Annotated in this window: 25 protein-coding genes; 12 read left to right on the top strand and 13 right to left on the bottom strand. The window is 61.5% G+C overall.

Annotation, left to right across the window (positions count from 1 at the left end; genetic code table 11):
- Positions 1-12: 12 nt before the first annotated feature.
- Genes B9Y64_RS12750 through B9Y64_RS12735 form a run of 4 tightly spaced genes read right to left on the bottom strand, consistent with a single transcriptional unit; the run spans position 13 to position 2,263 of the window.
- A complete protein-coding gene (locus tag B9Y64_RS12750) occupies positions 13-552 on the bottom strand; it encodes a beta-lactamase hydrolase domain-containing protein (RefSeq protein WP_100441027.1) in 540 nt (179 codons plus the stop codon).
- A 9-nt stretch (positions 553-561) separates the two neighbouring features.
- The gene (locus tag B9Y64_RS12745) at positions 562-978 is read right to left on the bottom strand and encodes a DUF6691 family protein (RefSeq protein ID WP_024890249.1); all 417 of its coding nucleotides are present in this window, start codon (positions 976-978) and stop codon (positions 562-564) included.
- A complete protein-coding gene (locus B9Y64_RS12740; RefSeq protein ID WP_024890248.1) occupies positions 978-1,394 on the bottom strand; it encodes a YeeE/YedE family protein in 417 nt (138 codons plus the stop codon). The genes B9Y64_RS12745 and B9Y64_RS12740 overlap by 1 nt, the downstream gene beginning before the upstream one ends.
- Positions 1,391-2,263 (bottom strand): MBL fold metallo-hydrolase, encoded by an 873-nt coding sequence (locus tag B9Y64_RS12735; protein WP_100441026.1) that lies wholly within the window; start codon positions 2,261-2,263, stop codon positions 1,391-1,393. Before B9Y64_RS12735 ends, B9Y64_RS12740 begins: the two co-directional genes overlap by 4 nt.
- 117 nt (positions 2,264-2,380) lie before the next feature.
- On the opposite strand from B9Y64_RS12735, the gene B9Y64_RS12730 reads away from it, so the two are divergent.
- Genes B9Y64_RS12730 through B9Y64_RS12715 form a run of 4 tightly spaced genes read left to right on the top strand, consistent with a single transcriptional unit; the run spans position 2,381 to position 4,715 of the window.
- Complete coding sequence (locus B9Y64_RS12730) at positions 2,381-2,695, top strand: ArsR/SmtB family transcription factor (protein WP_043689608.1); 315 nt, start codon at positions 2,381-2,383, stop codon at positions 2,693-2,695.
- Positions 2,692-3,477, top strand: a complete 786-nt coding sequence (locus B9Y64_RS12725) for a sulfite exporter TauE/SafE family protein (RefSeq protein WP_100441025.1) — start codon at positions 2,692-2,694, stop codon at positions 3,475-3,477. Before B9Y64_RS12730 ends, B9Y64_RS12725 begins: the two co-directional genes overlap by 4 nt.
- Positions 3,478-3,513: 36 nt before the next feature.
- Positions 3,514-3,954, top strand: coding sequence for a fused DSP-PTPase phosphatase/NAD kinase-like protein (locus B9Y64_RS12720; RefSeq protein ID WP_100441024.1), 441 nt, complete (start codon positions 3,514-3,516; stop codon positions 3,952-3,954).
- A complete protein-coding gene (locus tag B9Y64_RS12715; RefSeq protein ID WP_100441023.1) occupies positions 3,951-4,715 on the top strand; it encodes an MBL fold metallo-hydrolase in 765 nt (254 codons plus the stop codon). The genes B9Y64_RS12720 and B9Y64_RS12715 overlap by 4 nt, the downstream gene beginning before the upstream one ends.
- A gap of 39 nt (positions 4,716-4,754) precedes the next feature.
- Here the strand turns inward: B9Y64_RS12715 and B9Y64_RS12710 are convergent, their stop codons facing one another.
- Together B9Y64_RS12710 and B9Y64_RS12705 are read right to left on the bottom strand one after the other, a co-directional pair.
- Positions 4,755-6,083, bottom strand: coding sequence for an ATP-binding protein (locus tag B9Y64_RS12710; protein WP_100441022.1), 1,329 nt, complete (start codon positions 6,081-6,083; stop codon positions 4,755-4,757).
- Positions 6,080-6,745 (bottom strand): response regulator, encoded by a 666-nt coding sequence (locus B9Y64_RS12705; protein ID WP_100441021.1) that lies wholly within the window; start codon positions 6,743-6,745, stop codon positions 6,080-6,082. Before B9Y64_RS12705 ends, B9Y64_RS12710 begins: the two co-directional genes overlap by 4 nt.
- Before the next feature lie 153 nt (positions 6,746-6,898).
- Between B9Y64_RS12705 and dsbD the strand changes: the two genes are divergently transcribed.
- Genes dsbD through B9Y64_RS12685 form a run of 4 tightly spaced genes read left to right on the top strand, consistent with a single transcriptional unit; the run spans position 6,899 to position 11,083 of the window.
- The gene (gene dsbD, locus B9Y64_RS12700) at positions 6,899-8,854 is read left to right on the top strand and encodes a protein-disulfide reductase DsbD (protein ID WP_238379895.1); all 1,956 of its coding nucleotides are present in this window, start codon (positions 6,899-6,901) and stop codon (positions 8,852-8,854) included.
- Complete coding sequence (locus tag B9Y64_RS12695) at positions 8,854-9,705, top strand: TlpA disulfide reductase family protein (protein ID WP_100441020.1); 852 nt, start codon at positions 8,854-8,856, stop codon at positions 9,703-9,705. Before dsbD ends, B9Y64_RS12695 begins: the two co-directional genes overlap by 1 nt.
- Complete coding sequence (gene dsbG, locus B9Y64_RS12690) at positions 9,705-10,535, top strand: thiol:disulfide interchange protein DsbG (protein WP_100441019.1); 831 nt, start codon at positions 9,705-9,707, stop codon at positions 10,533-10,535. The genes B9Y64_RS12695 and dsbG overlap by 1 nt, the downstream gene beginning before the upstream one ends.
- A gap of 41 nt (positions 10,536-10,576) precedes the next feature.
- Positions 10,577-11,083 carry a DsrE family protein gene (locus B9Y64_RS12685; RefSeq protein ID WP_157804512.1) on the top strand — a complete coding sequence of 169 codons (507 nt, stop codon included), beginning with the start codon at positions 10,577-10,579 and terminating at the stop codon, positions 11,081-11,083.
- 518 nt (positions 11,084-11,601) lie between these two features.
- Here the strand turns inward: B9Y64_RS12685 and istB are convergent.
- Positions 11,602-12,336: an IS21-like element helper ATPase IstB gene (gene istB / locus B9Y64_RS12680; RefSeq protein ID WP_100441017.1), complete on the bottom strand. Its 735-nt coding sequence runs from the start codon at positions 12,334-12,336 to the stop codon at positions 11,602-11,604.
- Positions 12,326-13,867: an IS21 family transposase gene (gene istA / locus B9Y64_RS12675; protein ID WP_157804511.1), complete on the bottom strand. Its 1,542-nt coding sequence runs from the start codon at positions 13,865-13,867 to the stop codon at positions 12,326-12,328. Before istA ends, istB begins: the two co-directional genes overlap by 11 nt.
- A gap of 685 nt (positions 13,868-14,552) precedes the next feature.
- Between istA and B9Y64_RS12670 the strand changes: the two genes are divergently transcribed.
- From B9Y64_RS12670 to B9Y64_RS12660, 3 genes are all read left to right on the top strand, one after another.
- Entirely contained in the window at positions 14,553-15,353 is an 801-nt protein-coding gene (locus B9Y64_RS12670; RefSeq protein ID WP_157804510.1) for a hypothetical protein, read from the top strand.
- A 113-nt stretch (positions 15,354-15,466) separates the two neighbouring features.
- Positions 15,467-16,363 carry an AAA family ATPase gene (locus tag B9Y64_RS12665; RefSeq protein ID WP_202909065.1) on the top strand — a complete coding sequence of 299 codons (897 nt, stop codon included), beginning with the start codon at positions 15,467-15,469 and terminating at the stop codon, positions 16,361-16,363.
- Positions 16,360-16,941, top strand: a complete 582-nt coding sequence (locus B9Y64_RS12660) for an HNH endonuclease (RefSeq protein WP_100441013.1) — start codon at positions 16,360-16,362, stop codon at positions 16,939-16,941. The genes B9Y64_RS12665 and B9Y64_RS12660 overlap by 4 nt, the downstream gene beginning before the upstream one ends.
- Before the next feature lie 252 nt (positions 16,942-17,193).
- Here B9Y64_RS12660 and B9Y64_RS12655 read toward each other — a convergent pair whose 3' ends face one another.
- Together B9Y64_RS12655 and B9Y64_RS12650 are read right to left on the bottom strand one after the other, a co-directional pair.
- On the bottom strand, positions 17,194-17,763 hold the full coding sequence (locus tag B9Y64_RS12655) for a cyclin-dependent kinase inhibitor 3 family protein (RefSeq protein WP_100441012.1): 570 nt from the start codon (positions 17,761-17,763) through the stop codon (positions 17,194-17,196).
- A 15-nt stretch (positions 17,764-17,778) separates the two neighbouring features.
- Positions 17,779-17,994, bottom strand: coding sequence for an SDR family NAD(P)-dependent oxidoreductase (locus tag B9Y64_RS12650; RefSeq protein ID WP_100441011.1), 216 nt, complete (start codon positions 17,992-17,994; stop codon positions 17,779-17,781).
- 284 nt (positions 17,995-18,278) lie between these two features.
- On the opposite strand from B9Y64_RS12650, the gene B9Y64_RS21940 reads away from it, so the two are divergent.
- A complete protein-coding gene (locus B9Y64_RS21940) occupies positions 18,279-18,704 on the top strand; it encodes a hypothetical protein (protein ID WP_157804509.1) in 426 nt (141 codons plus the stop codon).
- On the opposite strand, the gene B9Y64_RS12645 is transcribed toward B9Y64_RS21940, so the two are convergent.
- From B9Y64_RS12645 to B9Y64_RS12635, 3 genes are read right to left on the bottom strand one after another with little or no spacing between them, the layout of a single operon-like run.
- Positions 18,667-20,733, bottom strand: a complete 2,067-nt coding sequence (locus tag B9Y64_RS12645; protein WP_100441010.1) for an integrase — start codon at positions 20,731-20,733, stop codon at positions 18,667-18,669. The genes B9Y64_RS21940 and B9Y64_RS12645 overlap by 38 nt on opposite strands.
- A gap of 45 nt (positions 20,734-20,778) precedes the next feature.
- The gene (locus B9Y64_RS12640; protein WP_224119314.1) at positions 20,779-22,680 is read right to left on the bottom strand and encodes a hypothetical protein; all 1,902 of its coding nucleotides are present in this window, start codon (positions 22,678-22,680) and stop codon (positions 20,779-20,781) included.
- A gap of 19 nt (positions 22,681-22,699) precedes the next feature.
- Complete coding sequence (locus B9Y64_RS12635; protein WP_100441009.1) at positions 22,700-24,010, bottom strand: tyrosine-type recombinase/integrase; 1,311 nt, start codon at positions 24,008-24,010, stop codon at positions 22,700-22,702.
- Positions 24,011-24,197 lie beyond the last annotated feature (187 nt).

Raw genomic sequence — 24,197 nt, 5'->3', positions numbered from 1 at the left:
ACGCAGCGGTCGTTAGCCCGGGACCTTGCTCCTGGCCTGGGAAGCGTCGGCCTCGATCCTGCGGCGCACCTCTTCCTCAAGACCCTTGAGCCCCCAGGTTCTTCCGATCGCGATCGCTTCATCGGCCTCCTTTCCGTCCACCCATGCGGCCCGGAGCGCTGCCATCGCACCGACACGGTTGCCGCTGGCACAGTGCACGAGCACCGGACGTTTCGCGTCTCGAACAATGGCATCAAACGCCATCACGTTCTCACGGGTGAGATCCACTGCACCGCGTAATGGCAGGTTGGAGTACAGAAGGCCGGCCGCGCGGACGGCTGCCGCCTCGTCGAAATCTGGCGTCTCCGCATCCAAGGTGAGGTCGATGACGTGGCGGATGCCAGCATCACGCACGCGTGAGATGTCGTCGGCATCCAGCCGCCCCGCCGACACGATGCCCGGCGCAGGTGACACCGCATCCGCAACGGTCGGCAGTGCAGTCGGGTACGTGGCGGAGGCGCAGCCGGGGCCTGCGAGCGCAACGACAAGGAAGAGCAATGGAATAGGCTTCATGGCATAACCTCAGGCGCGGTTGACGACACGGTGCAACAGGATGCCAGCCAGCATGGCCGGGATGAACCACAGCGCTTCGACCGAGCCGATCCCCAGGCCCGCGAGTGCAGGACCTGGACAGTAGCCGGCGATACCCCAGCCGATTCCGAACAGTGCCGCACCGCCGAGCAGCTTGCGGTCGACCTGCTTCAGGTTCGACAGCTGGAACGTATCGGCGAGCACCGGGCTGCCACGGCGCAGCACCAAGCGGAACAGCAGCCCGGTGGTGGTGACGGCGCCGCCGAGGACGAACGCCAGCGTCGGATCGAAATCTCCGAACACGTCGAGGAAGCCGAGCACGATGCGGGGGTCGGTCATGCCCGACATTGCCAGCCCCAGACCAAACAGCGCACCCGACAGCAGCGCGGCAATCGAGAACTTCATCATCAACTCCAGACGTGGCGCACAAGGAAGGTGGTTGCAATGGCCGTGGCCATGAAGGTCAGGACGGCCGCCAGCGAGCGCATGGACAGTCGGCCGAGCCCACACACGCCGTGGCCGCTCGTGCAGCCGTTGCCCATGCGCGTGCCGAAGCCCACCAGCAGCCCGGCGACCACCAGCCCGACTCGCGAATAGTCCGTCCGCGGCAGTGGTGCACCGGGCACCAGTGCCATGTATAGGCCCGCGGCGACGATCAAGCCCAGCAAAAACATGGCGCGCCACGACACATCACCTGCCTTCGGGAACAGAACGCCGTTGAGGATGCCGCTGACGCCCGCGACCCGTCCGTTGAGCCACAGCAACAACGTCGCGGACAGTCCAATCAGCACCCCGCCTGCCAGGGCGATCATCCACGTGGTCATGCCTCACCTCCCAATTGGTTCAGGGGCAGCCGCAGGTAGCGGATGCCGTTCGCGTCCGTCGGCGGCAGCTCGCCAGCGCGAATGTTCACCTGCAACGCCGGCAGAATCAGCTTGGGCGCCGCCAGTCTTGCATCCCGTTCGGTCCTCAACTTCACGAACGTCTCCTCATCTGCCTCGCCGCCCACATGCACATTGCGCTGCTTCTGCTCGTCGAGCGAGCTCTGCGGATGCGCCTCGCGCTCGGCCGGCGGGTAGTCGTGGCACAGGAACAGGCGGGTGTCGGCGGGCAGATCGAACAAGGTGCGGATCGATCGGTAGAGCTTGCGCGCGTCGCCCCCTGGGAAGTCCACTCTCGCGGTGCCCGTTTCAGGGGCAAACACCGTATCGCCCACGAACGCGGCGTCACCAACGAGATAGGTCAGACTATCGTCGGTGTGACCGGGCGTCGCGATCGCACGCGCTTCGAGCTCGCCGATGGCGAACGTGTCTCCATCGGCGAACAGCCGATCGAACTGGCGGCCGTCGGTGGCGAACTCCGGCTCCATCCCGAACAGCGCCTTGAAGCGCTCCTGCACCTGGGTGATACCGCGACCGATCGCGACCTTCGCGCCGGTTTCGCGTTTGAGGTATGCCGCCGACGTCAGGTGGTCGGCATGCGCATGGGTTTCAAGGATCCAGTCCACGATCAGCGAATGATCGCGCACGAACGCGAGCACGCGGTCGGCCGAGGCGGTCGAGGTTCGGGCACAGGCGGGATCGTAGTCGAGCACCGGGTCGACGATGGCGGCATGGCCACCGTCACGATCGTAGACCACGTAGGTGAAGGTGAACGTGGCCGGGTCGTAAAAGCTCTGCACCTGCGGATTCATTTGACAGCTTCTTGCTCTGTACTTTAGGTACTGCTACATTACATTCGTCACCTGTCCTTGTCAAGAACTTACTAAACTACATCCGCCATGGCCCGTTCATCAAAGAAGATACGTCCGATGCCCTCGACCGAGCAGATGGCGCAGCATGCCAATGAAGCGGCCGCACTGTTGAAGGCACTGGCCCATCCGGCACGCCTGCTCGTGCTGTGCCAGCTGGTCGAGGGCGAGGCTTCGGTAGGAGAGTTGCAGCCGATTACCGGGCTCAGCATGTCCGCCCTGTCGCAGCACCTGGCCGTACTGCGCGAGATGCAGCTCGTCACGACGCGTCGCGAGGCGCAGACCATCTACTACGCGCTAGCCGAGGGCCCTGCTGCAAGCGTGCTCGATACGCTATACGCCGCCTACTGTGGCAGCCAGGAGGCTGTCCAATGACCACGTTCCAGTTAGTGATGGGGGTCATTTCCGGCGGCGTCGTCGGCTTCACGCTCGGGCTGGTCGGTGGCGGCGGCTCCATTCTCGCGGTCCCGCTCATGGTCTACCTCGTCGGGGTGCGCGACCCGCATGTGGCGATCGGCACCAGCGCGCTTGCGGTTGCGGCCAACGCACTTATCGGCCTGACCAACCATGCCCGCAAGCGCAACGTGAAGTGGCGTTGCGCCGCGGCGTTCGCTATCGCCGGCGTGCTGGGCGCGTGGTTCGGGGCGATGCTCGGCAAGGCCATGGACGGGCAGCAGCTGCTTGCATTGTTCGCGCTCCTGATGCTCGTGGTCGCCGGCATGATGTTCCGCCCGCGCGGAAGTGAAGGGGATCCGGCGGTGGTGCTCAATCGGGGCAACGCGCCGAAGCTGCTGGGTTCGGGCGCGGTCACCGGGCTCCTGTCGGGTTTCTTCGGTATTGGAGGGGGCTTTCTGGTAGTACCGGGCCTGATCGCCTCGACCGGCATGCCGATCCTGTTCGCGGTCGGTTCATCGCTGCTCGCCGTTACCGCCTTCGGACTGACCACCGCATTGAGCTACGCGAGCTCCGGACTGGTCGCCTGGTCGCTTGCGGTGGCGTTCATCGGCGGCGGCGCGGTCGGCAGTCTGTTTGGCGCCCGCCTCGCCACACGCCTGGGCGACCGCAAGGGCGTGCTCAACACGGTGCTTGCCGGCCTGATCGTCGTCGTCGCGGTGTACATGCTGTACCGCACCGCGAGTGAACTCGGCTGGATCTGAATTTCGTTCTTCCCCGCAAACGTTCCGGAGGCTCCCATGAACACACCCTGGCGCTTCGCTGAAGATCACTACGCCGGTGGGCAGCCCACGCCTGCGCATCTGGCCGAACTCGTGCGCGAGGGCGTGCGTACGGTTATCAATCTGCGTGCCCCAGAAGAGCCGGCGGAGTACGACGAAGCCGCCGAGGCCGCCCGGCTCGGCGTGCACTACGTATCGCTGCCGATCGCCGGCGCCGCCGATCTCGACCGAGCCCGGGTGCGCGAGTTCGGCCAGACGCTGGACGATGCGCGCCGCGAAGGCGGGGTCCTGATCCATTGCGCGAGTTCCAACCGCGTGGGCGCAATGATCGCGCTTGACGCGACACTCAACCGCGGCTGCTCGCTGGAAGCGGCGCTCAAGCGCGGCCGTGAGGCCGGTCTGGCGACGCTGGAGCCGGCGGTGGTCGCGCTCGCGGAAAACGAAGGAGCCCGGTCATGATCGGTCCCGCCACCATCTTCCGCCAGCTCTTCGAGCCGGTGTCTTCGACCTACACCTATCTGATCGCCTGCCCCGAAACGCGCGAAGCCGCCCTCGTGGATCCGGTGATGCCCGCCTGGCAGCGCGACCTGCAGGTAGTCAACGAGCTCGGTCTGAATCTCGTTATGACGATCGACACGCACATTCATGCGGACCACATCACGTCGGCGTCGATGCTCCGGCGGGAGGTAGGCAGCCGCATCGCTACCCCCGCGCTCGATGCATTGTCCTGTACCGACGTGCCGATGGAAGACGGCGTCCCCCTGCAGGTCGGCGGCGTGCGCATAGACCCGATGCATACGCCCGGCCACACCGACAACCACTTCGCGTTGGTGATGAATGACCGCGTGTTCACCGGCGACGCGCTGCTGATCGACGGCTGCGGCCGTACGGACTTCCAGAGCGGCGACGCGCGTGAACTGTACGAGAGCGTACGCGGTCGGCTGTTCGGCCTCCCGGGCGAGACGCTCGTGTACCCGGCGCATGACTACCAGGGGCGGTGGGTATCGAGCATCGCGCAGGAGAAGCAGCGCAACCCGCGGCTCGGCGCCGAACGCACGCTCGAGGATTTCATCGAGCTGATGGAAAACCTGAACCTGCCATACCCGAAGTTCATCGACTATGCCGTGCCGGGTAACAAGGCGTGCGGGCAGTGTCCTCCGGACCTGCCGGAGCACCTTCGCCAGTACTGTCAGGAAATGGCGGAAAGCCCCCAAGGTTAGCGAGGGTCGGGGGTTGGAGGCATTCCACGGCCGCCGAATCTAACCGTCCTGCCTCGGCAGGACGAGCTCCGCGACCGTCCCACCTCCCTCCCTGGGACGCAAGACCACGTACCCGCCATGACGCTCGGCGATTGCCTCGACGATCGTCAACCCCAACCCGCTGCCTCCTGCGCTGCCGGTCGCGCGTCCTCGCCAGAACCGTTGCGTCGCCTGCCGGTACTCGTCAGGTTCGAGACCAGCGCCACGATCGGTCAGACGGAACCGTACCGTGGTGGCATCGGCATCAGCAACAAGGTCTACGGCACTTCCCGGAGGCGAATAGCGCAACGCGTTGTCGACGAGGTTGCGCAACGCCGCCACGGACAGCGCGGGAGGCACCGCCGGCACCGCCTGACTACCGCTTCCAGCCACGACAACGACCCGGCCATTGGCCGCCGGACTGCTGGCCGCCACCGCCTGCTCCACCACCTGCGCGGCGGTGATCCACTGTCCGTCGTCGAACGGCAGCCGTCCTTCGACCCGCGCCAGCATCAGCAACTGGTCCAGCGTCGCACGCATACGCTGCACGCCTTCACCGGCATCGGCCAGCGCACGTCGTGAGTCCTCGCCACCAGTCAGCCGCGCAACCTGCAGGTGAGTGTCGATCGCAGTCAAGGGTGTGCGCAGTTCGTGCGCAGCATGGTTGGTGAAGCTGCGCTCTCGTGACACCGCGTCGGAAACGCGCTGCAGCAGGTGGTTGAGGGATTCGACCAATGGCCGGAGTTCGCCCGGCATTGGTTGCGCGTCGAGGGGCTCGTCGGCATCGGGCTGGCGTTGCGCAAGCGTGCGACGCAGCCGATCGAGCGGCGCGAGCGCACGGCCCGCGCCCAGCCACAACGCAAGCAAGCCACCCACCGCGGCAATCAGGAACGGCAGCCCGGCCGCCAGCGCGATCTGGCGGCTCAGTTCGGCACGCTCACCGAGACTGTCGGCAGTGGTAATGCTGTAACCGTTCGCCTCCAGCGTGTAGGTACGCCACGCCGTACCCTCGATCTCACGCGTGCGATAGCCCGGCGCGTCGGTCGCCATCAGTGCGCTGGATGCGCCCTGGGTGGTGGCGATCACCTCCCCACGCAGCGAGCGTATCTGGCACGCCATCCCGCGACTGCCGGCAACGGTCACCGCATCAGCCGCCGCTACCGGCGAGGCGCCCACCAACGCGCCCTGCGCCAGCAGTCCGGACACCATGCGTGCCGACATCGCCAGCCGGTCGTCGAGGGTATGCTGCAGGTTGCGATCGAGGTCACGCAGCATCCACGCCGCCGCCACGCTCCACAGCACCGCCAAGGCGATGCCGATTGTCAGCACCAGGCGGAATCGCAGGCTCATGGCTCGGCCCTGCCGAACCGATATCCGAGTCCGCGCACGGTTTGAATGACATCGGCACCGAGTTTCCGGCGCAGGTGATGGATGTGCACGTTGATTGCGTTGCTGCCGACCTCCTGTTCGAAACCGTACAGGCTGTCCTTGAGCTGTTCGCCGGACAGGCAGCGCCCGCCTGCCTGCATCAGGCTGGCGAGCAGTGCGGTCTCGCGACGCGACAGGTCGACGGGTATGCCGTCGAGCCAAGCCTGCCCACTGGCGGGATCCAGCGCCAGTGAACCGGCTTCGATTAGGTTCACGCTGCGGCCAGCGGCACGCCTCGACAAGGCGTGCAGCCGTGCCACGAGCTCGCCGAGATCGAACGGTTTGACCAGATAGTCGTCGGCGCCGCCTTGCAGGCCGGCGATGCGATCTTCCACCGCATCGCGCGCGGTCAGCAGCAGCACCGGCAATTCATCACCGCTCTGGCGCATGCGCACCAGCAGCTGCATACCGTCCTCGTCGGGCAGCCCAAGGTCCAGCACCATCGCGTCGCAATGGGTCGTCTGTCGCGCGAGTTCGGCGTGCGCGACGCTCTCCACGCGATCGGCTGTCATTCCAAAAGCCCGAAGACCGGAGACTATGCCCCGGGCGATCAATTCGTCGTCCTCAACGACCAGGATCCTCATTGATGCCAACTCCGGAAACCAGATGCGCGCTGCATCCTAGCGCAGGGTACCCGGCGTCGCCACCGCCGGGTCATGGCTCCAGCCTGGGGGGCCTTTAATCGTGACTTAATCGCGCGCCTTCATCGTGGCCGGCCTGGATCTCCGGAGTACTGAATGATGCTGTTGCTGCGCCGGTTGTTGCTAAGCCTGTTGATGTTGCCGATGTTGGCGGTTCCCGTGCCCGCGATGGCGCAAGGCTGGCTCGCACCACCGAGCGGGCAGCAGCAGCCCGAGTTCCTCGAGGTCAGCGAGGTGTTCAGGGTCGAGGCAACGGCCGTGAAGGATGGCGCGACCCGGCTGAGCGGCACTATCGCGCCGGGCTACTACCTCTATCGACACCGCCTGAGCGTTGTTCTCGACGGCGGCAAGGCGTTGCCGCTGCAGTTGTCGAACGGCAGGGCGAAAACCGACGAGTTCTTCGGCCGCACCGAGGTCTATTACGACACTGTCGAAATCATAGTCAATGGTGGCGACGCACGCTCGGCGACGCTGCATTGGCAGGGCTGCGCAGATGCCGGCATCTGCTATCCGCCGCAGACCATGCCGGTCGATCTGCCATCGGTCGAGACGCCACCGGCAACCAATGCCGCTGTGGACACCGCAGCGACGACGCCGCCCTCGGAAAAGGCGACAAGCGACAGCGCCCCGCAGCCGCCCACCTCCCCCTCTGCGGCCTCCGTCGCACAAAACTCGGCAGGCGTCGGCGCATCATCCGTCACGGGCTCGATCAGGGAGGCCGCCCCGGCGCCTTCCGTTGCCGGCGAGGACCAGCGCTTCGCCAGCCGCCTCGCCGATGCCAGCCTGTTCGCGTCGGTCGCGGTGTTCTTCGGCATGGGGCTGCTGCTCGCGTTCACGCCGTGCACGCTGCCGATGATCCCGATCGTTTCCAGCCTGATCGTTGGCGGACAGCCGACCACGCGGCGTGCGCTCGCCTTGTCGGTGGCCTACGTTCTGCCGATGGCGTTGACCTACGCCGCGCTCGGCGTGGCCGCCGGGATCGCCGGTGCCAACCTGCAGGCGGCCTTGCAGAACCCGTGGCTGTTGGGCGCCTTCGCGGCGGTGTTCGTGGTGCTTGCGCTGTCGATGTTCGGTGCGTTCGAGCTGCAGTTGCCGGCGTGGCTCGGCAACCGCCTGGATCGCGCCGGTCGCCAGCAGCGCGGCGGCACGCTCGCTGGCGCCGCCGCGCTCGGGTTCCTGTCCGCGCTGCTGGTGGGACCGTGCATGACTGCGCCACTTGCCGGCGCGCTGCTCTACATCAGCCAGTCCGGCAGCGCGCTGACCGGCGGCCTGGCGCTGTTCGCGCTTGGGCTGGGCATGGGATTGCCCCTGCTCGCGATTGCGGTGTTCGGCGCACGCATCCTGCCGCGCCCCGGCGCGTGGATGGATCGCGTCAAGGCGGTCTTCGGCTACGTCCTGCTGGCGTTGGCGATATCGGTGCTGGCGCGGGTGCTGGCACCGGCGACGGCGCTGGTGCTATGGGGCGCCTGGCTGCTCGGCGTGGCGGCGGGTTTCCTGGCCCTGGTCGCACCGCCTGCAAGCGGCCCGCTGCGCCTGTGGCTGCCGCGCTATTTTGCAGCCGCGTCGGCGGTCTGGGCACTGGCACTCATGATTGGCGGTGCCAGCGGCTCCGGCGATCCGTGGCGCCCCCTGGAACGACTCGGTGCCGGCGATGCGAGTGCGCAGACAGCCGCGCCGACGGTCGCCTTCGTCCAAGCCAAGACGGCCGACGACCTTTCACGTCGCATCGCCGAAGCCGGTGCGCGAGGCCAATGGACGCTGGTCGATTTCTACGCCGACTGGTGCGTTTCCTGCCATGTCATCGAACGGGAAGTGTTCGGTGATCCGCAGGTGGCATCGATGCTCGCCGGCATGCAGGTCGTGAGGCCCGACGTCACCGCCAACGATGTGGCCGATCGGGCATTGATGAAGGCATGGCAGGTGGCCGGTCCGCCGACGTTGCTGCTCATCGGACCCGACGGCCAAGAACACCGCGCCGAGCGCACGGTGGGCGAGATCACCCCCGAAGCATTCCTGGCCCGCCTGCAGCGCGTCCAGCAAGGAGCGCAATGATGGTCAGTCTTGGCCCGTTTCCCATGTCCCTGGTGGTGCTGCTGGTCGCACTCGCGATTGCCGCACTGGTCGCCCGGCAGTTCGTTGTGCCCTTGCCCGGGCAACCCGCGATCAAGCCGCTTTCGACGTTCCTCGACATGCTGATGGTCGGCGTGCTCGCGGCGCGGCTAGCCTTCGTGCTCGCATGGTGGCCGCAGTACCTCGCGGATCCGTGGTCAATTGTCCGCATCGGCGACGGCGGCTTCTCGATCTGGGCGGGCGTGCTCGCGGGCCTCGCATTCGGCGCATGGCGAGCGCGAAACGCTCCCGCGCTGCGACGTCCGCTGCTGTTCGGTGCGATCGCAGGGCTGGCTTCCTGGGCCGTTCTCGGTGGCGCGCTGCTGTTGATGCAGCAGTCGGTGGTGAAACTGCCGGCGACCGAACTGAGCACGCTCGACGGCGGCAGCACGAAGCTTTCGGCGATGACCGGCGAGCCGATGGTCGTGAACCTGTGGGCGACGTGGTGCCCGCCGTGTCGCCGCGAAATGCCGGTCCTGGCCAAGGCGCAGGAAGAACGCGGCGACGTGACGTTCGTCTTCGTCAATCAGGGGGAATCCGAATCGGAGATCCGTGACTACCTGCGCGAGAGTCACCTGCAACTGAGCAATGTGCTGCTCGATCCATTCTCGTCCGTAATGCAGGAGTCCGGCTCGCGCGGCCTGCCAACGACGCTGTTCTTCGATGCCGACGGCCGGCTTGTGGACACCCACATGGGCGAACTCTCGAATGCGAGCCTTGCCGTAAAGCTGCGGCGCTTCGGTGCTGCGCCCTCATCGAGTCCCCCAACCCTTCCAACCAAGGAGGTGCCGTGATGGCACGAGTGAACCCCACTGCAATACTGCTTTCGTCCGCCCTGCTGCTCGCCACCGGTTGCAGTCAGGCCGCCGAGGAAAAGTCGGTTTCCACCGCACCGGCTGTCCCAACGAACGCCACCAGCAACCCGGAGACTGAAAGGCCCGCCGTGATCGAAGCCATTGAAGCCCAGGGTTTCGAAGTGCTCGGCGAGTTCGACGCCCCATCGGGTCTTCGCGGCTTTGCAGGCGTCGCAGGCCAGCAGCCCGTGGCGGTATACGCGACCAACGAAGGCGAACATGCCGTCGTTGGGACGCTGATCAATGCAAAGGGCGAGGACATCGGCGCCGAGGCGCTGCAGCGACTTGTCGCCGGTCCGATGTCGGCCCGCACCTGGGCACTGCTGGAGGCGAGCGAATGGATCGCCGACGGAAAGGCAGATGCGCCCCGCGTGATCTACACGTTCAGCGACCCGAACTGCCCGTTCTGCAACAAGTTCTGGAGTGCAGCGCGGCCGTGGGTGGATTCGGGCAAGGTGCAACTGCGGCACATCATGGTCGGTGTGATCCGTCCGGACAGCGCCAACAAGGTTGCCACGATCATGACCGCCAGCTCGCCGTCGGAGGCGCTCCGTCGCAATGAAACCAGCTACAGCTCAGGCGGCATCAAGCCGGCGGCCTCCGTGCCCGCCAATGTGCGCGCCACCCTCGATGCGAACCAAAGACTGATGGTCCAACTAGGGTTCCAAGGCACGCCGGGCATCCTGTTCCGCGACGACAACGGCACGGTCCAGCGCCGAGCCGGCATGCCGGCACCAGATGACCTGGCCACCGTGCTCGGACCGCGCTGATGCGGGGCACATCCTTGCTATTGGGCCTGGTGCTGGCGGGCATGACCTACTTCGCGCAGGCGGCGACGCCGGCGACGTCTCCCGCCCACACTATCGCCATGCATGGCAAAGCGATCGTCCTGCCGGACGCCGCCCACCAACCCGACCCGAAAATGCGCCGGCGGGCGGTATTCAGCCTGACCGTGGCGCCGGCTTCACCCGCTGCGACGGATCCGGGCTTGGAGCGGGTCGCGCGCGCCGTCAACCTCCTCAAGGCAAGCGGAGTGACGAAGAAGCAGTTGGACTTCGTCGTGCTGCTCAGCGAAGGAGCAACGGATTCAGCGCTGGCTGATCCCGCGTACCGCGTCCGCCATGGGGTCGCTAACCCGAACCTCGGGCTGATCGCGCAACTGTCGGCGGCGGGAGTGCAAATGTTCGTGTGCGGCCAGGCCTTGCACTCCCGGCAGCTGGACAGCAACTCGCTGGCACCCAGCATCGCAATATCGCTTTCGGCGTTGACCAGCATCATCACGCTGCAGCAGCAAGGCTATGCGCTGGTTCCGCTGTGAACCAGCAGCAGACGCCGCTGGCTGAATCGACTGTGCCCAGCGATGGTCTCCGGACACCGATCTCGGTGCCTTCCGCAATAGGAGTTCGTCGGCAGTCACTGAGGGGGGGCTCGCCGGCCAGCTGCTCCAGGGTCGGCTCCTGTACCGCTTCTAGGTATGCGGTCGAAGCGTTGATCACGAGAATCAGTCGACCGCGACGGAGACTTGGAGCCAGCGATGTCCGCTTTGGGTCGATTGCAGCCGGCGCAATGGAAGGAACGGTGTCCAATTCGTTGGTGCTGCTGTCCAGTCCAATTGGCGCCGATGTTCGATCAACCTGTGGTGCTGTCGATGGTCAGGATCGTTTGCCGATCCTGACCATCGTACGAGCAGAGGGTTTCGGGGCCATACACCGAAGGCCGAGCGTCTAAAACACCACTTGGCCCGCGGCCCAATAGACCGGTATTCAGTTCACCAAGCGACCGTCGTTGCCCGGTCAGAATCATCGTTCCCGGCGCTCGCCGGGGAAAATGACCAGATCAACGAGGCCCGTTTTTGCGCATCGAGTCACCCCGCAACTCAATGGCATGCTTGTTGTGCAAAAAACGATCGAGGATGGCATCCGCCACGGTGGGCTCCCCCAGGTAGTCGTGCCACGTCCCTACCGGCAACTGGGACGTGACCAGTACCGAACCGCCAGGAACCCGGTCGTCGATCACCTCCAGCAAGTTCTGTCGACCGCGGGCGTCGATGGGAGAAACACCCCAGTCATCCAGAATCAACAACTTGGCTTTGGCAAGCTTGGTACGCAACGCCGGCAAGCTCCCATCCGCATGGGCGACCTCCATATCCTCCATCAGCCGCGGCATGCGTTGGTAGCTGACAGAAAAGCCCTTACGAGCGGCCTCACGCCCCAGCGCACAGCCCAACCAAGTCTTTCCGGTACCGGTCGGTCCGGTGATGACTACATGCTGGCCGCGCTCGATCCACTGGCACGTCAGTAGATCCATGACTTGTCGCTTATCGATGCTGCGCTTTGCCGAGAAGTCGATATCCTCCGGCACCGCGTTCGCTGCTTTGAGTTTCGCGGACTTCAACAGGCGGGCAACGCGGCTATTCTCGCGCCTAGCCAGCTCCGCATCTACCATCAAGCCGAGCCGGTCGTCGAAGGACATGGACTGGTATGACGGACTGTCAAGTTGCTCGTCGTAGGCTTGGGCCATGCCAGGCAGTCGCAGCGTGACCAGTGCAGCACGCGTGGGGTTAGTCAACACGGGTCACCTTCGAAGTGGAGTAGTAGTTCGGCCCGCGGACGTTGCCGTGGCTGGGCAACGGAGACGCCAAGGCGGAGATCGCCTCATGTCGTTCCAGACCGTTCTGCAAGATGGAACGGATACTCTTGACCGTCGGCGACTTGATCGCCAGCGCCCGACTACACGCCAACTCGAACCTTTCTGCGCCGTGCTTATAGGCAACCTTTTGCAGGTTCCCGCATGCATTGAGCGCTGCCGCGGGCTGGCGCGCCGCGTCCAGCAGCGATTGCACGACGGTCAACGCGCCATCTCCTACGCCTTTAGCCCAACCGAGATACCGCTCAGGAGTGTGGTCGGCCCAAGCAAGGTGGTTCTCTGGCAGATGCGATCGATCCGTCGTCTTCCCTCCCGTCACCTCCGACCGAGCATGCGAGGCGACCCTTTTGTTTTGGTTGAAAATTTCGATAACGCTTTGGCTGCAGCGTGCATGAATCTGCTGTTGGACCAAGCGGTACGGCACGGAGTAATAGTGTCCTCGGACAGGCACGTGATAATCCGGCGGAACGCGAACGGGCCCTATCCACTCGCCAAACTCGTAGCGCGCCGGAAGCGGCAGAAGTGCGGGACGGTCGATCTGCTCAAAGCGCTCTCGGCGGCTCTGGCGATACCGGCGCATGGTGCGATCGTTGATCAGCTCAAGGCACTCGGCGATCGCTACATTGAGCTCATCCAGTGAATGGAAGACCCGGTTGCGCAAGCGCGCGATGACCCAACGCAAGAACACCAACACACCGCCTTCGGCAAGCGATTTGTCTTTGGGGCGGCGACTGCGGGCCGGCAGGATCACCGTCCCGTAGTGATCAGCCATTGCCAAGTACGATGCGTTCAAAACCGGTTCGGATCCGGCTTTGGTGACAGCAGACTTTAGATTGTCGGGGACGGTGATCCGTGGCACGCCGCCGATGAAGGCATACCAGCGGCAATGCGCCTCGACCCAGTGCTCGATACGTTGCGATGGCACGGCCGTGGCGAACAGCAACCCCGCAACCCCGGCAGCCGCCACGAAGATCTCGGCCTTGTGCTGTTCGCCGGTGCCCGGGTCCACCCAGGCCATCAGCGTGCCCGAGAAATCGACCCAGCCACGTTCACCGGGATCGTACTGTTGCCGCATGGACAACGCCTGCGTTCCTGCCCATGCACGGTAGAGGTCGTTGAAGCGACTAAGTTCGTAGGCGGTGTCAGGATCTTCGTCCCGATACTCCAGCCAGAGCAGCGTACGTGTCACGCCTTTGCGTTGCAGCTCCCGCTGGATATGCGGCCAGTCCGGGATGCGCTTTTCGTCTAGGGCCGCTCCACGCCGATTAAACAGCGTTTGACGTGCAGGCTCACTCAACCCCTCCACGTCCTCCAACGTTAACGCATGCTCCATCAAAAGCATCCGATAGCGGCGGATCGTGTTGTAGGCCAAATCCACGTCCCGTCCGATCTGGCGATTACTGGCGGACGTGGTCAAGATCAGGCGCACGGCCGTCACCAATTTGTCTTGCTTCATGCAACTCTCCCACAACGATTCGCCACCCAGGAGCGGCTGCCACTCCGGCGGATCGTGGGTTGGGAATAGGCGAGCCCCAAGAGGCTTGACAGCAGCTGGGTAGCTGAGGGACGATTCCGATCAGGGTATCTGTCGTATAGCCCGAAGCGCGCCGGGGTCGTGACCCCCGGCGCGTTTTCATTTCTGCGCCTGGTACAAACAGCCAAACGGCCGCTGCAGATCAGCTCGTCAGAGTGCGTCTCCCTGCAGCTGCCTGTCGCTCTTCGCATGCTTCTGGCGCCAAAGCCAAGTTGCGATATCCGTGGCCGTCGCAAAACGCCCGCGCCGGCCATCCAACTCGAAGGTTTTCACCGGCAGGCGCCCACGCTGATGCGCCTTTCTGAACGCGTCTTGAGATGGATACCCGAGAGCGCGCGTGAGTTCGCCTCCGCCGACCGTCGCTCCCAATGCGCGTATCAGGCATTGCTCAAACCCCTCAAAGGACTGCGTGGATGTCGGAGGTGTTCTGGCGCCTGCTGGCGAAAACACCATTGTTTGTTGAGTCATGTCGCGCGCCGTCACGGATAGCCCATGTTGGGTGCAGCATGTCATTAGCCAACCGGACACTCAAAGGGTATGGCTTTGCATAAAGTTGTACCCCCGGACAGAACGTGACAAGGGTGGACACATAGCTGACGATGCGCGCATGTCTATGGCGCACCGTGCCCCACTCGATGAAAAGGTCCATAGGGGCGAGGTCAAGCGTGCGCGTGGCGCTGCCTGCTATGGCGCTCTGGCTGCCCACTTCGGAACGAAATCACCCGCCTTGCTGGAAGCGCGCGTCGATGGGCGCCAGCCCTACGATGAGGCCGGAGAGAAGGCAATCTCCAACAAGTACAAGCGCTGGCGGCAGGGACAGGCCCTACCCAGTGACGGCACAGTGGCTCATGTCTTTCGGAAGTCCGCAGGTGCTGTGCGGCTCGATTACTGGCGCGATCTGATGCTGTGGGAGTTGCTGTCGGCTGAATGCCCACCAATTCCACGCCTCCATCGCATCATCGAGCACTCTGCCAACGTCCGCCACGTACTTTTCATGGACCGGCAAGCCCCAGAATCCGGTTACCACCATGAGCTTCCCGATCGTCAGAGAGCTTTGGGGTTACGAAACCTGCGCTCACTCGATGCATTCATTGCGCTGTTAGCTCTTGCCCGAAAGGGAGAGCACCTTGAAAACGCGCCTCAGCACTACCTGCCGGCCATGTGTGCGTTCGACATCTTTCCTTACATGCTGTATGGCAATCCTGCACTTCGCTATCGATGGGAGGAGTTGTTCGGATGTCTCCAGCGCATCTTCTGGAACATGATTTATGTGACTGGCATGGTTGGCCGGTTCCCAATCGAGGAGGTTCGATCCAGATTGGCGACGCTGGAAGCTGACCCGCAAGCCTTCCTTCCTCCGCTAGCCGGCATACGTGTCAAAGGGAGGCCGAAAGGCTCCTCCTTTTAAGATACTGCATCGCGTCGTTGACCAGATCACAACCAATCGGCGGGGATGGTCAGAATCTATCGGTTTCGTGATGCAAACCCCTCGGCGCCATCAAATCGCTGAATTTCTCTCCAGTGTTCACCTTTGTACTGAAGCCTCAGTTTGAACGTTCAAGGGTGGACGGTTCATCGAACCGTCATAGCGTCGAAAAGTCATCCTTCAGGTCTGGGCAATTTAGGTACAGCTTCGATCGCCGCGTCGCGTCCATTATTGAGGCCACCGATGGTCTATCGGCAGTCTTGAAAGACCTCGACATTGCTTCTGATTTGATGGATACGCCTGGCGCATTGCGTCTGGAGGTGGACTTTCGCAGCAACGTCGCGACCCTTGGCGGCACTCGGCTAGGGCGTAAGCGCCTTGGGGCATATCTGCGGCTGTTCGACGATAACTTGCTTCGATTGATGGATATTGAGGTAGAGAAGCTTGGACACCCGCCTTTCAGCCTTAAGCGCGCAAGTTCTGGCGAGCAGTGCTTGCTTGTACTCATGCTAGGTATCGCAGGGCACATTCAAGACAACTCTCTGGTTCTGATCGACGAGCCCGAGATTAGTCTCCATCCGGAATGGCAAGAGCGCTTCATGGCCCTCCTGCAGTCTGCTTTTTCGCCTTATAGCGGCTGCCAGTTTGTGATCGCCACGCACTCCCCCCAAATCATCGCGAGGCTGAATGGTCCCGGATCCTTCATCTATCACCTGCGCAAGGGGAAGCTCTATCCTGCGTCGCAGTTCCAGCGCCGCTCTGCAGACTTCCAGCTAGCGGAACTCTTCGACGCGCCTGGCATGATGAATGAGTACATCTCAAGGGTGTGCTTCAACCTGATCGCCCAGGTGCGCGTTGGTCGCCCGCTTACCCGCGAAATGAAGGGGGAGATGGAATGGCTTTTCCAAGTGCGCAACAAGCTTGACCCCAGTGACAAGCTTATCTCGTTGATCGACTCACTCTCAGCGCTTCTCAAGGAGGAGCGGGCATGATTGACGAACCCGTCGTCTTTAGCGCGGATGCGCTCAATAGAATAGATGCCATACGTGCGCACCCCCAGTACGATCACACGAAGTGGTCCGATGCCAGCCTTGAGCCGGTTCGTGTCGATGTGCGAGATCATTACCGACGCGTACAGCGCTTCGTGTGTCCGTATTGCCTGAACCTCCTGTCGGTCAGGTCGGCTGCGGGCTCTACCGTCGAGCACATCGCTCCCAAGGCGACGTACGTAGGGTACATGTTTGAGCCACTCAACCTGTGCGTCTGCTGCCCTGATTGTAATGAGTACAAGAGAAACAGGGAGGTCCATGTCGACCCACCGGTCAAGGGTTATGTGCCGGTGAATTACCCCAGTGATCCTAAAAAGTTTAGGATCGTACATCCGCACTTTGATGAGTACTCAAAGCACATTAGGCGGGCGGGCATCCTGTACATACCATTGAGCGAGAAGGGCAGCTATACCTTCTATGTCTGCCATCTCGGCCGCTATATCAGTGAGTTTGGTGTGACCGACGCGATGTTCAACGACTTGAATGCCGTTATGCAACGTCACAGGTTTCACGAGGGATAGCGCATCCCCTGCGTTACATCAAATTGGGCGATCGGGCTGTCTCGCAAACTCTAGGGACGAAGCTGGATGATTGGCGACGAGCAATCTTGTTCCTATCTGGCTTCCCGCTCCTCAGTATTGAGAGCGCGGGTTGGGCTCAGCTCGGTGCAAGCATGCTTTCAGGGACACATGCCAATCATGTATCGGTACGGTGCCATCTTGGCCAGAATATCCTCCCAAGCGGAGTTGGTGTCGGGTCGCGGTGCATTGCGGCTAGCTCAGGCTTTGGCCTGGGCGACCAGACCAGCTCAGGATGAATTCTTCCTGCTCCATTGTCTCCACCGCGCCGGGCCGCACTGAGCGCACTTTAGCAATTGCATCGATGCCGTCTGAAGCGCAGCCTGTTTCAATGAGGAGCATCGACGCCACTGTGCCGGCCCGACCCAAACCGCCTTTGCAGTGCACCACGATCCTGGTTCCGGACAAGAGCTTGGCCGCGAACTGTGGCCCTAGGGATCGCCATGGCTCAAGCAGTCGCGCATCAGGTACCGCACCATCCGTAATTGGCAGGCCGTGCCACATCAAGCCGTGCGCTCTGGCACGTTCCGCCAAAGAGGTGATTTGCAGCTCCTCGAACTCCCACGGCTCAATCAACGTGATCAGATGCTGTGCTCCCCACGCGACGATCGAAGCTAGATCGACGTCCAGGTCCCGAGCCCAAGACCCAGTCATTGCAACGTCCTGATGCTTTCCTGGTGCAAAGGTGACGCCGATCCCACCGCCGTTCGTACCGACGGGCAAGGTAGCAATCTGCAGTGGATGGGAGATACTTGTCCTGCTCACCTGCTCTCTCCAAAATCAATAGCCCTCAGGGGCGAGAAGCAAATCAGTCACGGTTGAGACGGCGCGTTGCGCAGAGGCTGGATCCGAGAAATCCGCTTCAATGCCTTCAAACACGATGTCTGCACGACGCAGGGCGGTGAAGACGCGAGCACCGTCTACTGAGAACCTTTGTGCGATCGTCAATCCAATGCCAGAGCGGCCGCCAGTAACTAATGCAACCTTTACCTTCATGGACACGGTAAGCGCTTCCCTGTTGTGTTAGAGCTGACAATCAAAGCATCTACGTGCTGAACATGGTGTATTGGGAACCTAGTTGCGTAGGATCCTGGAGGATGCCTACTACAAGCCGAAACAGAACGTCGAGGATAGAGTAGCGAACGCGACCCTTATCAGCTTCTGGAGTTTGGTAGTCGCTGTTTTCAGCAGACCCTGAGATGACGGATTCCACCCAGCTGATTCGGCGGCGCATGTGGCGTAGGCTATGTACTGGCTACGACGAATCATCGGAAAGCAGCATGAGCAGACCCTACTCAGTAGAGGACAAAGCGTTGGCCGCTCTTGACCGTCTGGTGAAGCGACGCCCAACCAATGAATTGTTGAAAGCAAAGATGGCCGCAGGTCACCGGATCATCACGCCAACCTCGGTCGCGGCGGAGGCGGGCGTAAATAGAGGAAGCTTTGGATCAAGGCACGCTCGACTGGGGCATGTCTGGCTCAAAATTCAAGAACTAGCTGAGGAGGAGAAGCGCGGCTCAGTGACTGAAGAGCTCGCCAAGCTCAGAGCCGAGAATGCAAGGTTGAAGGCTCTGGTGTACAAGACAAATATCCACAACGCTTCCCTTCAGCTCGCAGTGTCCCGGCTTCAGAAGAGAAGTGCCAACAGGGATGAAGCGGCCAATGTCGTCAACTTCCGCCGGAACGATCGGAGGCGTCCCCGGTAGCCTTAGATATCATCTTCAGAACTGCTCGACTCTGAACGATACGACTCATGGCAATCTTTGATCGCTGGTCTTTAGAGTTGATCCGATCTGCTTGGACAATGGTCTGATTCTTCAGAAGTCGATCCTCCCAGAAGTCCCGATGCTCTGGGAGGATGATGCAGCACTTGCACCCCGCACACAGGCCGGGCGATCGTACGCCGAAGTCTGGCGAGGCGCGGACGGTGAGCAGGCTTGCGTGTGGATTGCAGCTGGAGCGATCAGGCACCATATCGATCAGACAACTCGCGTACGTCCCTGTCCATATCCGCAGGTCGGTGAGCTTCACGTATGCTACGGCCTTATCAATCAGTGTTTCTCCGTCCATCACTGACAGTGCCTTGGCCATTGATTCGGCATGCTGCATGAGAAGCCGCTGTGCCGGTCCCCCCCCGATCGGCTTGCCAAGAGTGATTTGAACGAGGAACCTGGAGGTCTCCATGACTCTCTCTCCTTCCAGATTCTCGAGCAGCGCTGCGTCGTTGCCGATGTACCCTTGATCCGTGATCTGCTCGCTCATGTGACGGAAGTGGGTCCGAAGTGCAGGCATAAGCTCCGGCTTGGATCGGAAGACGTAGTGCGCAAAGGTGATCCTCCATCGCTGTGGGCGGAGGGATCTCACCTCGTAGATAGCTTGCGTCATCTCGATTCCACGCTTCTTAGTGAGGGCCTCCACGGCGAACTCGCGCTGCAGGAGAGAGTTTCGGTTGGCTGTCATTCGGCCAACTCCATCAGCACCGGATGGAAGGGACTTGGCGTGGGAGAAGCTGAGCATCAGCGTGCTGCTGCCAGAAAGAGCTCTCCAAGGCTCCATTAGCCGAACCAACACTTCGATGGACTTCAGAACAATCGGCATGTGCTTTGTACCCAGCGGACGCAGTCCGGCTGTCCACTCATGGCGAGTCGCTTCCCTTTTGGCTGAAATGCCGCAGATGGAGAAGACCTCCATCAGTCCGTCTAGAGAAGTCACTGACTTGATCACACCGTGCTGCAGCGTCGGATCGTGGTCCAAGGATAGGCCTATCAGCTCATGAGCTCGAATCCCAGTGCATGCCTGCAGCAACGTACTACATGCGCTTTGAGTCATCAGGATTAGGCGTCTGAGGGCCTGAGTTCCGCTAATTTCGCGCTCGTCCCCAGCGTCATCAATCCGATCCGTTGCGAGCAGCGGCTCATGCCAAGGCGTTAGTGTTCCAGGGATCGGACTCATCTGGAACTCCTCGATGTGCCGTTTGATCTCACGAAGACATATGATTCGTCTTGGTCCCTTCGCGCTCCTTGCGTCGATGAGCATCGGGATGATCTCGGCCTGAAGTCTGATCACATCTTCCGAGCCGTGTTCGATCCATTCATATGCGTAGGTGAGGATTGGCACCGAGATCTCGTCCGGGATAGGCAGCAATCCACCCGTTCGAGCGAGCCCAAGCGGCCCGGTCACAACGTCATAGGTTTTTCTTCCATCAAACGGTGCTTCGCAGGGTGCTTGTCCACCTCTGGCGCGCAAGCTGTCCGCGAGCTCGTAGATCTGTGTAAGTGGGTGAATAAGCTTGTAGGCAGTGGAATGCGTCCACGCTCTATCTCGACCGACATCACCTCCGGCCATGATGTATTGCTCTTCGAGACCTTCGACATACTCCCAACTCACAGCTGTGGATATGTCGAAAAGCGTGCGGATTTCCCGCTCCCCCATGAACTTCACCAGCTCCCTCACGCCCATGTAGGTAGAAGGAATAGATCCAACCGTCATGCGTACCGTGTCATCGACGATGGAGGTCTTGAGGTAGCACTTCAGTTCATCCAGCAGTCCCCTGTGTTTGTAGTCTGTGAGTAATTCCCCGCGCGCAACCGGGATTGCCCAATCAACGGTGACGAACTCCCTCTGTTGGCCGACAGTGGTTTGAGCGAACGTCCAGACATTACTGTCATAGTCCACCTGGAATGAAGGGTGCAGGGTTGCCGCCTGCGCTGATCTGATCTTTCTTACTGCAGGCATAGCCTTACCTCTAGAGTGGACGCTCTGCTAACGCTGCGGTCCGAACTATTCAAGTGTGGGGAGCGACGTCAGCATGATCATCGCCGCTGCTTGTCGATTCGCATTTGTGCTCACAGCGGGAATCCATGAGTCGCGGATCGCTAGGTAAGCGTTCTCGAACTTTCGCCGCCATATCTCGCTGCCAAGCTCTGCCCTAGCTTCTTCGTATAGCTCCTGCAGTTGAAGGAAGCGGGCGAGCGCGTAGGCTTCGTTTGAGTCAGCTACTGCGAGCGGGCACGCAGGGCAAGCTCCATAGCTGGTGCAGAGTTTGCCCGGGCGCTGACCCGGTTGCGGACTTTGGAATGGATCTGCGCAGCAGAAGCCCTGCGTGGCTGCCGTATGCTCACGGTCACTCCGGGTTGAGCGCGTATCAATATTTCCATTTGAAGTCACCCAGCGCTCCTGGGCCGCCATGGCTCCTGCCATCTGTTCCTTTTGCCGACGCTGCATCGTGGTTGTCTGATAGCTGTCTTGACCAGTTGACAGCAGCCGATGGCCCAGCATTGCTCGGAGCTCGAAGGCGTCGCCGTCGGTCAGTCCATCAACCACTTCAGAGAACGCAAGCCTATTTGCGCGTGAGCCGGAGTACTTGAGCCCCCTTCGTTTGCAGAACAGCGTGATGTAACCGGTCACGCGCGTGTTTACATCGTCGGTTCTGCATGAGTAGGAATCGATGAGCATTCCTCGGCGCTTGTGGCGCCCACCTTCGGATACTGCGTGCAGGAAGAAGTCATTGGCAAGCTCGCCATCAGCGTAGTCTCTGATTCGTCTGGTCCAAGCTATGACGAAACGTATCAATCTTTCCGGGGCTAGCGGGTGATCGCTGGCGGGGAAGGCCGCTCGCTGTGGTGCCCCCTGATCGCTCTCCCCAGCCCTGTGCTTGGATGACTTGATCACCGTACGTTTCCGTCCAAGCGGGTAGTGCTCAGATATGCCATCCAGAGTGAGTGTTCTAAGTGGCTGCTCGTTGAACCCCGAGTGCATGGCCAGTACCAGGAAGAATGGGATGAGATCACCACCGATGGGGTGCGCAAGCCTCCTCAGGCGGAAGTACTCACTTTCACTGATCTTTCCTACCCCAGGGAGCTGGCGAACCTCCGCTTGGCGAGGAAAGTGACCGTCAAAGTTTGCCAGGATCTGCGCAATTGCCTCCGCCGGGTCGCTTAGCGATACAGCGTCGCCCTTACTCTTCTTAGCAATAGCACTGTGTACCCTGTCCAGAAGCGGCCATACTTCATCCATTGTAGAGATGCATTCTTCAACAGCGGCCTTCATGACGTTGGCCCAAGCCGCACGGTCAAGCTCTTTAGGATTGCTCTTACGTGGCAGGCCTGCGAACGGCTTTGTGGGAATACGGATCACCTGCCAGCATGGGTCCATCTCGTGCAGCGCAAGGACGACCTTCTTGAAGGTCCCGTAGTAGTGACGCTGTGTCTGCACCGCGAGCGTGATCGGGTGCGTGGCATCCTTTCCTTTCAGATAGGTTAGGAACGATTCGCCCAGGTCCATCGGAACGTCATCTGGACCGTTTATCTCCACTCTTGTTGCGGCTAGGTACTGCCCCAGGCCACTCACCATGTTGTTAGCTGAAGAGGATCTACTTGTCTCTCTGCTATTTTTGTGGGCTCTGCAGAACGCTTCGGCGAAGATCGGTGCGGCTGCACCTATGCTCTTCCACCGGCTGAGGTTGACGATGTTGTCGCGTTGGTCGCCGGCGCGTCTGAACGCCGCTTCCAGGCGATCAGCGGTCTCGCGTACATCCCATTTCTTCGTTGCGCTGACCTTGTCCTCATCTCCCAAGGCGTGCCGGAGTTGAGCGGTCCTTCTTCCTGCCACGTTTTGCTCTCCTCCGTATTCGATTCTTTCTGCGTGGGTTGGTCGTTTGCGTGTGAGGTCATGCTCGTCCATTAACGGGGGAACTCTGCGCTCAAGCCGATCCGCCCGCTACGCCTAGTTGCATAAACGATTGACCTTCAATGTGCAGCCTGATGGACTCCCTGATTTCGCTCTCGAAGGCATTCGCGCTTCTCAGGTAGATGGACTCGGTCGTCTCCCTGAGGCTGTGCCCTAGTACTGACTGAACATACTTGATCGCATCCATGTCGCCGTTTGCGCGCTTCTCCATGTACGTGTACAGGGCGAATGTGTGCCGAAGCGCGTGGATGGTTATCCGCTCTCGCTGCGTTGATTCATAGCGCGCCAGGTCGGGCTCTTTGGAAAGGCGCTTAAGCAACCTGTCTTTGGCGAGAGCGAAATGGCGATCGAACGTCTGGGGAGTTATCGGACTACCCGCATGCCTGCGGTCGTTTACGTCGAGAACGAATAGTGCGCCGTGATCCTCCAGCTTGCGGTACCGCAGTCGGAGGTCAATGAGGGCCTGCCGAGTACCCTTGGCATAGCATTTCAGCGCCTCTAGGAGCCAAACTGGTACGGGAACATTGCGCTTCTTGTTGCCCTTTCCGACCACTGGGATGGCAACTGCGGAAAGCGGATCGCGCCCTTCGGTGCGCGTCTTAAGGACGGTGATCGCATGCAGATCGCACACTTCAGACCGCCTCAACCCGGCGTGGTAGCACAGCTCAGCCATCAATCGCTGCGCCGTGGTCGCGAGCGCCAGTTCAACGAGACCGTTTCTTTCGACCACGGGTTTAGGGCCTAGTTCGTCGAGAACGCCTACGACCGTCTCGGGATGCAGCGCAGTAATGAGCTCGTCAGCGTCGTTCAGCCCGGGCAGATTCACGTCAACATCGAGAACTTGAACAGTTCCTCGCTTTGTCTGCTTGCTCAGCAGCGCTGGCGGCTTCCTTAGATAGCCCCGTTTCACACAGAAGGCGACTAGCTTAGTCACGGTCGACCATCTTCGGTGGATGGTCGCGGCGGCAAATTTCTCGAGGGTCACCGCGGAGTCCAGGTCCGTCAATGTGTCCGCGTAGGCTTTGAGGAGCTGCTCGTCTACATCCGAGACGCGCTTTTTCCTTGCGTCCAAAAAGTGATGGAAGTCGGTGAGGTCAGCCGCTATTGCTGCCGTCGTATTCTTGCTGCATGCAAGCTTTGGATTCCGGTCAATGGTGAGATGAGAATCTGCAAAGAACTCAAAAGCAGGCTGAACGAGTGATCCGTCCGACCTGCTGATTAGAAAGCAGAAGCCCTCGGGCAAGGGCACGCCTTGCTCACCCGTTGTCACCGTCGCTGGTGAAGTGATCGCATGCGCGGTGCAGATTTCGACGTCGTAGGCCATGGCGCCGAAAGCTATCAGGTACGCGAAAAATTTTCTGGCGCGTGAGCCTTACGGTACATTAACAAATGGAATGAGAATCAGATCTGTTTTTTACTGTCATTGATTCAGTGGTTTACGCCTGATCGTGAGCCTTCTGGTACGCTTGATGTGAAGGACAGCCCAAACTTTAGCGGGGGCGAAGTGCGCA

This window comes from Stenotrophomonas maltophilia (assembly GCF_002799245.1).
Taxonomy (GTDB): domain Bacteria; phylum Pseudomonadota; class Gammaproteobacteria; order Xanthomonadales; family Xanthomonadaceae; genus Stenotrophomonas; species Stenotrophomonas maltophilia_S.
Note: the sequence above shows the minus strand (reverse complement) of the source record. Positions and strands in the feature narration are given on the sequence as shown.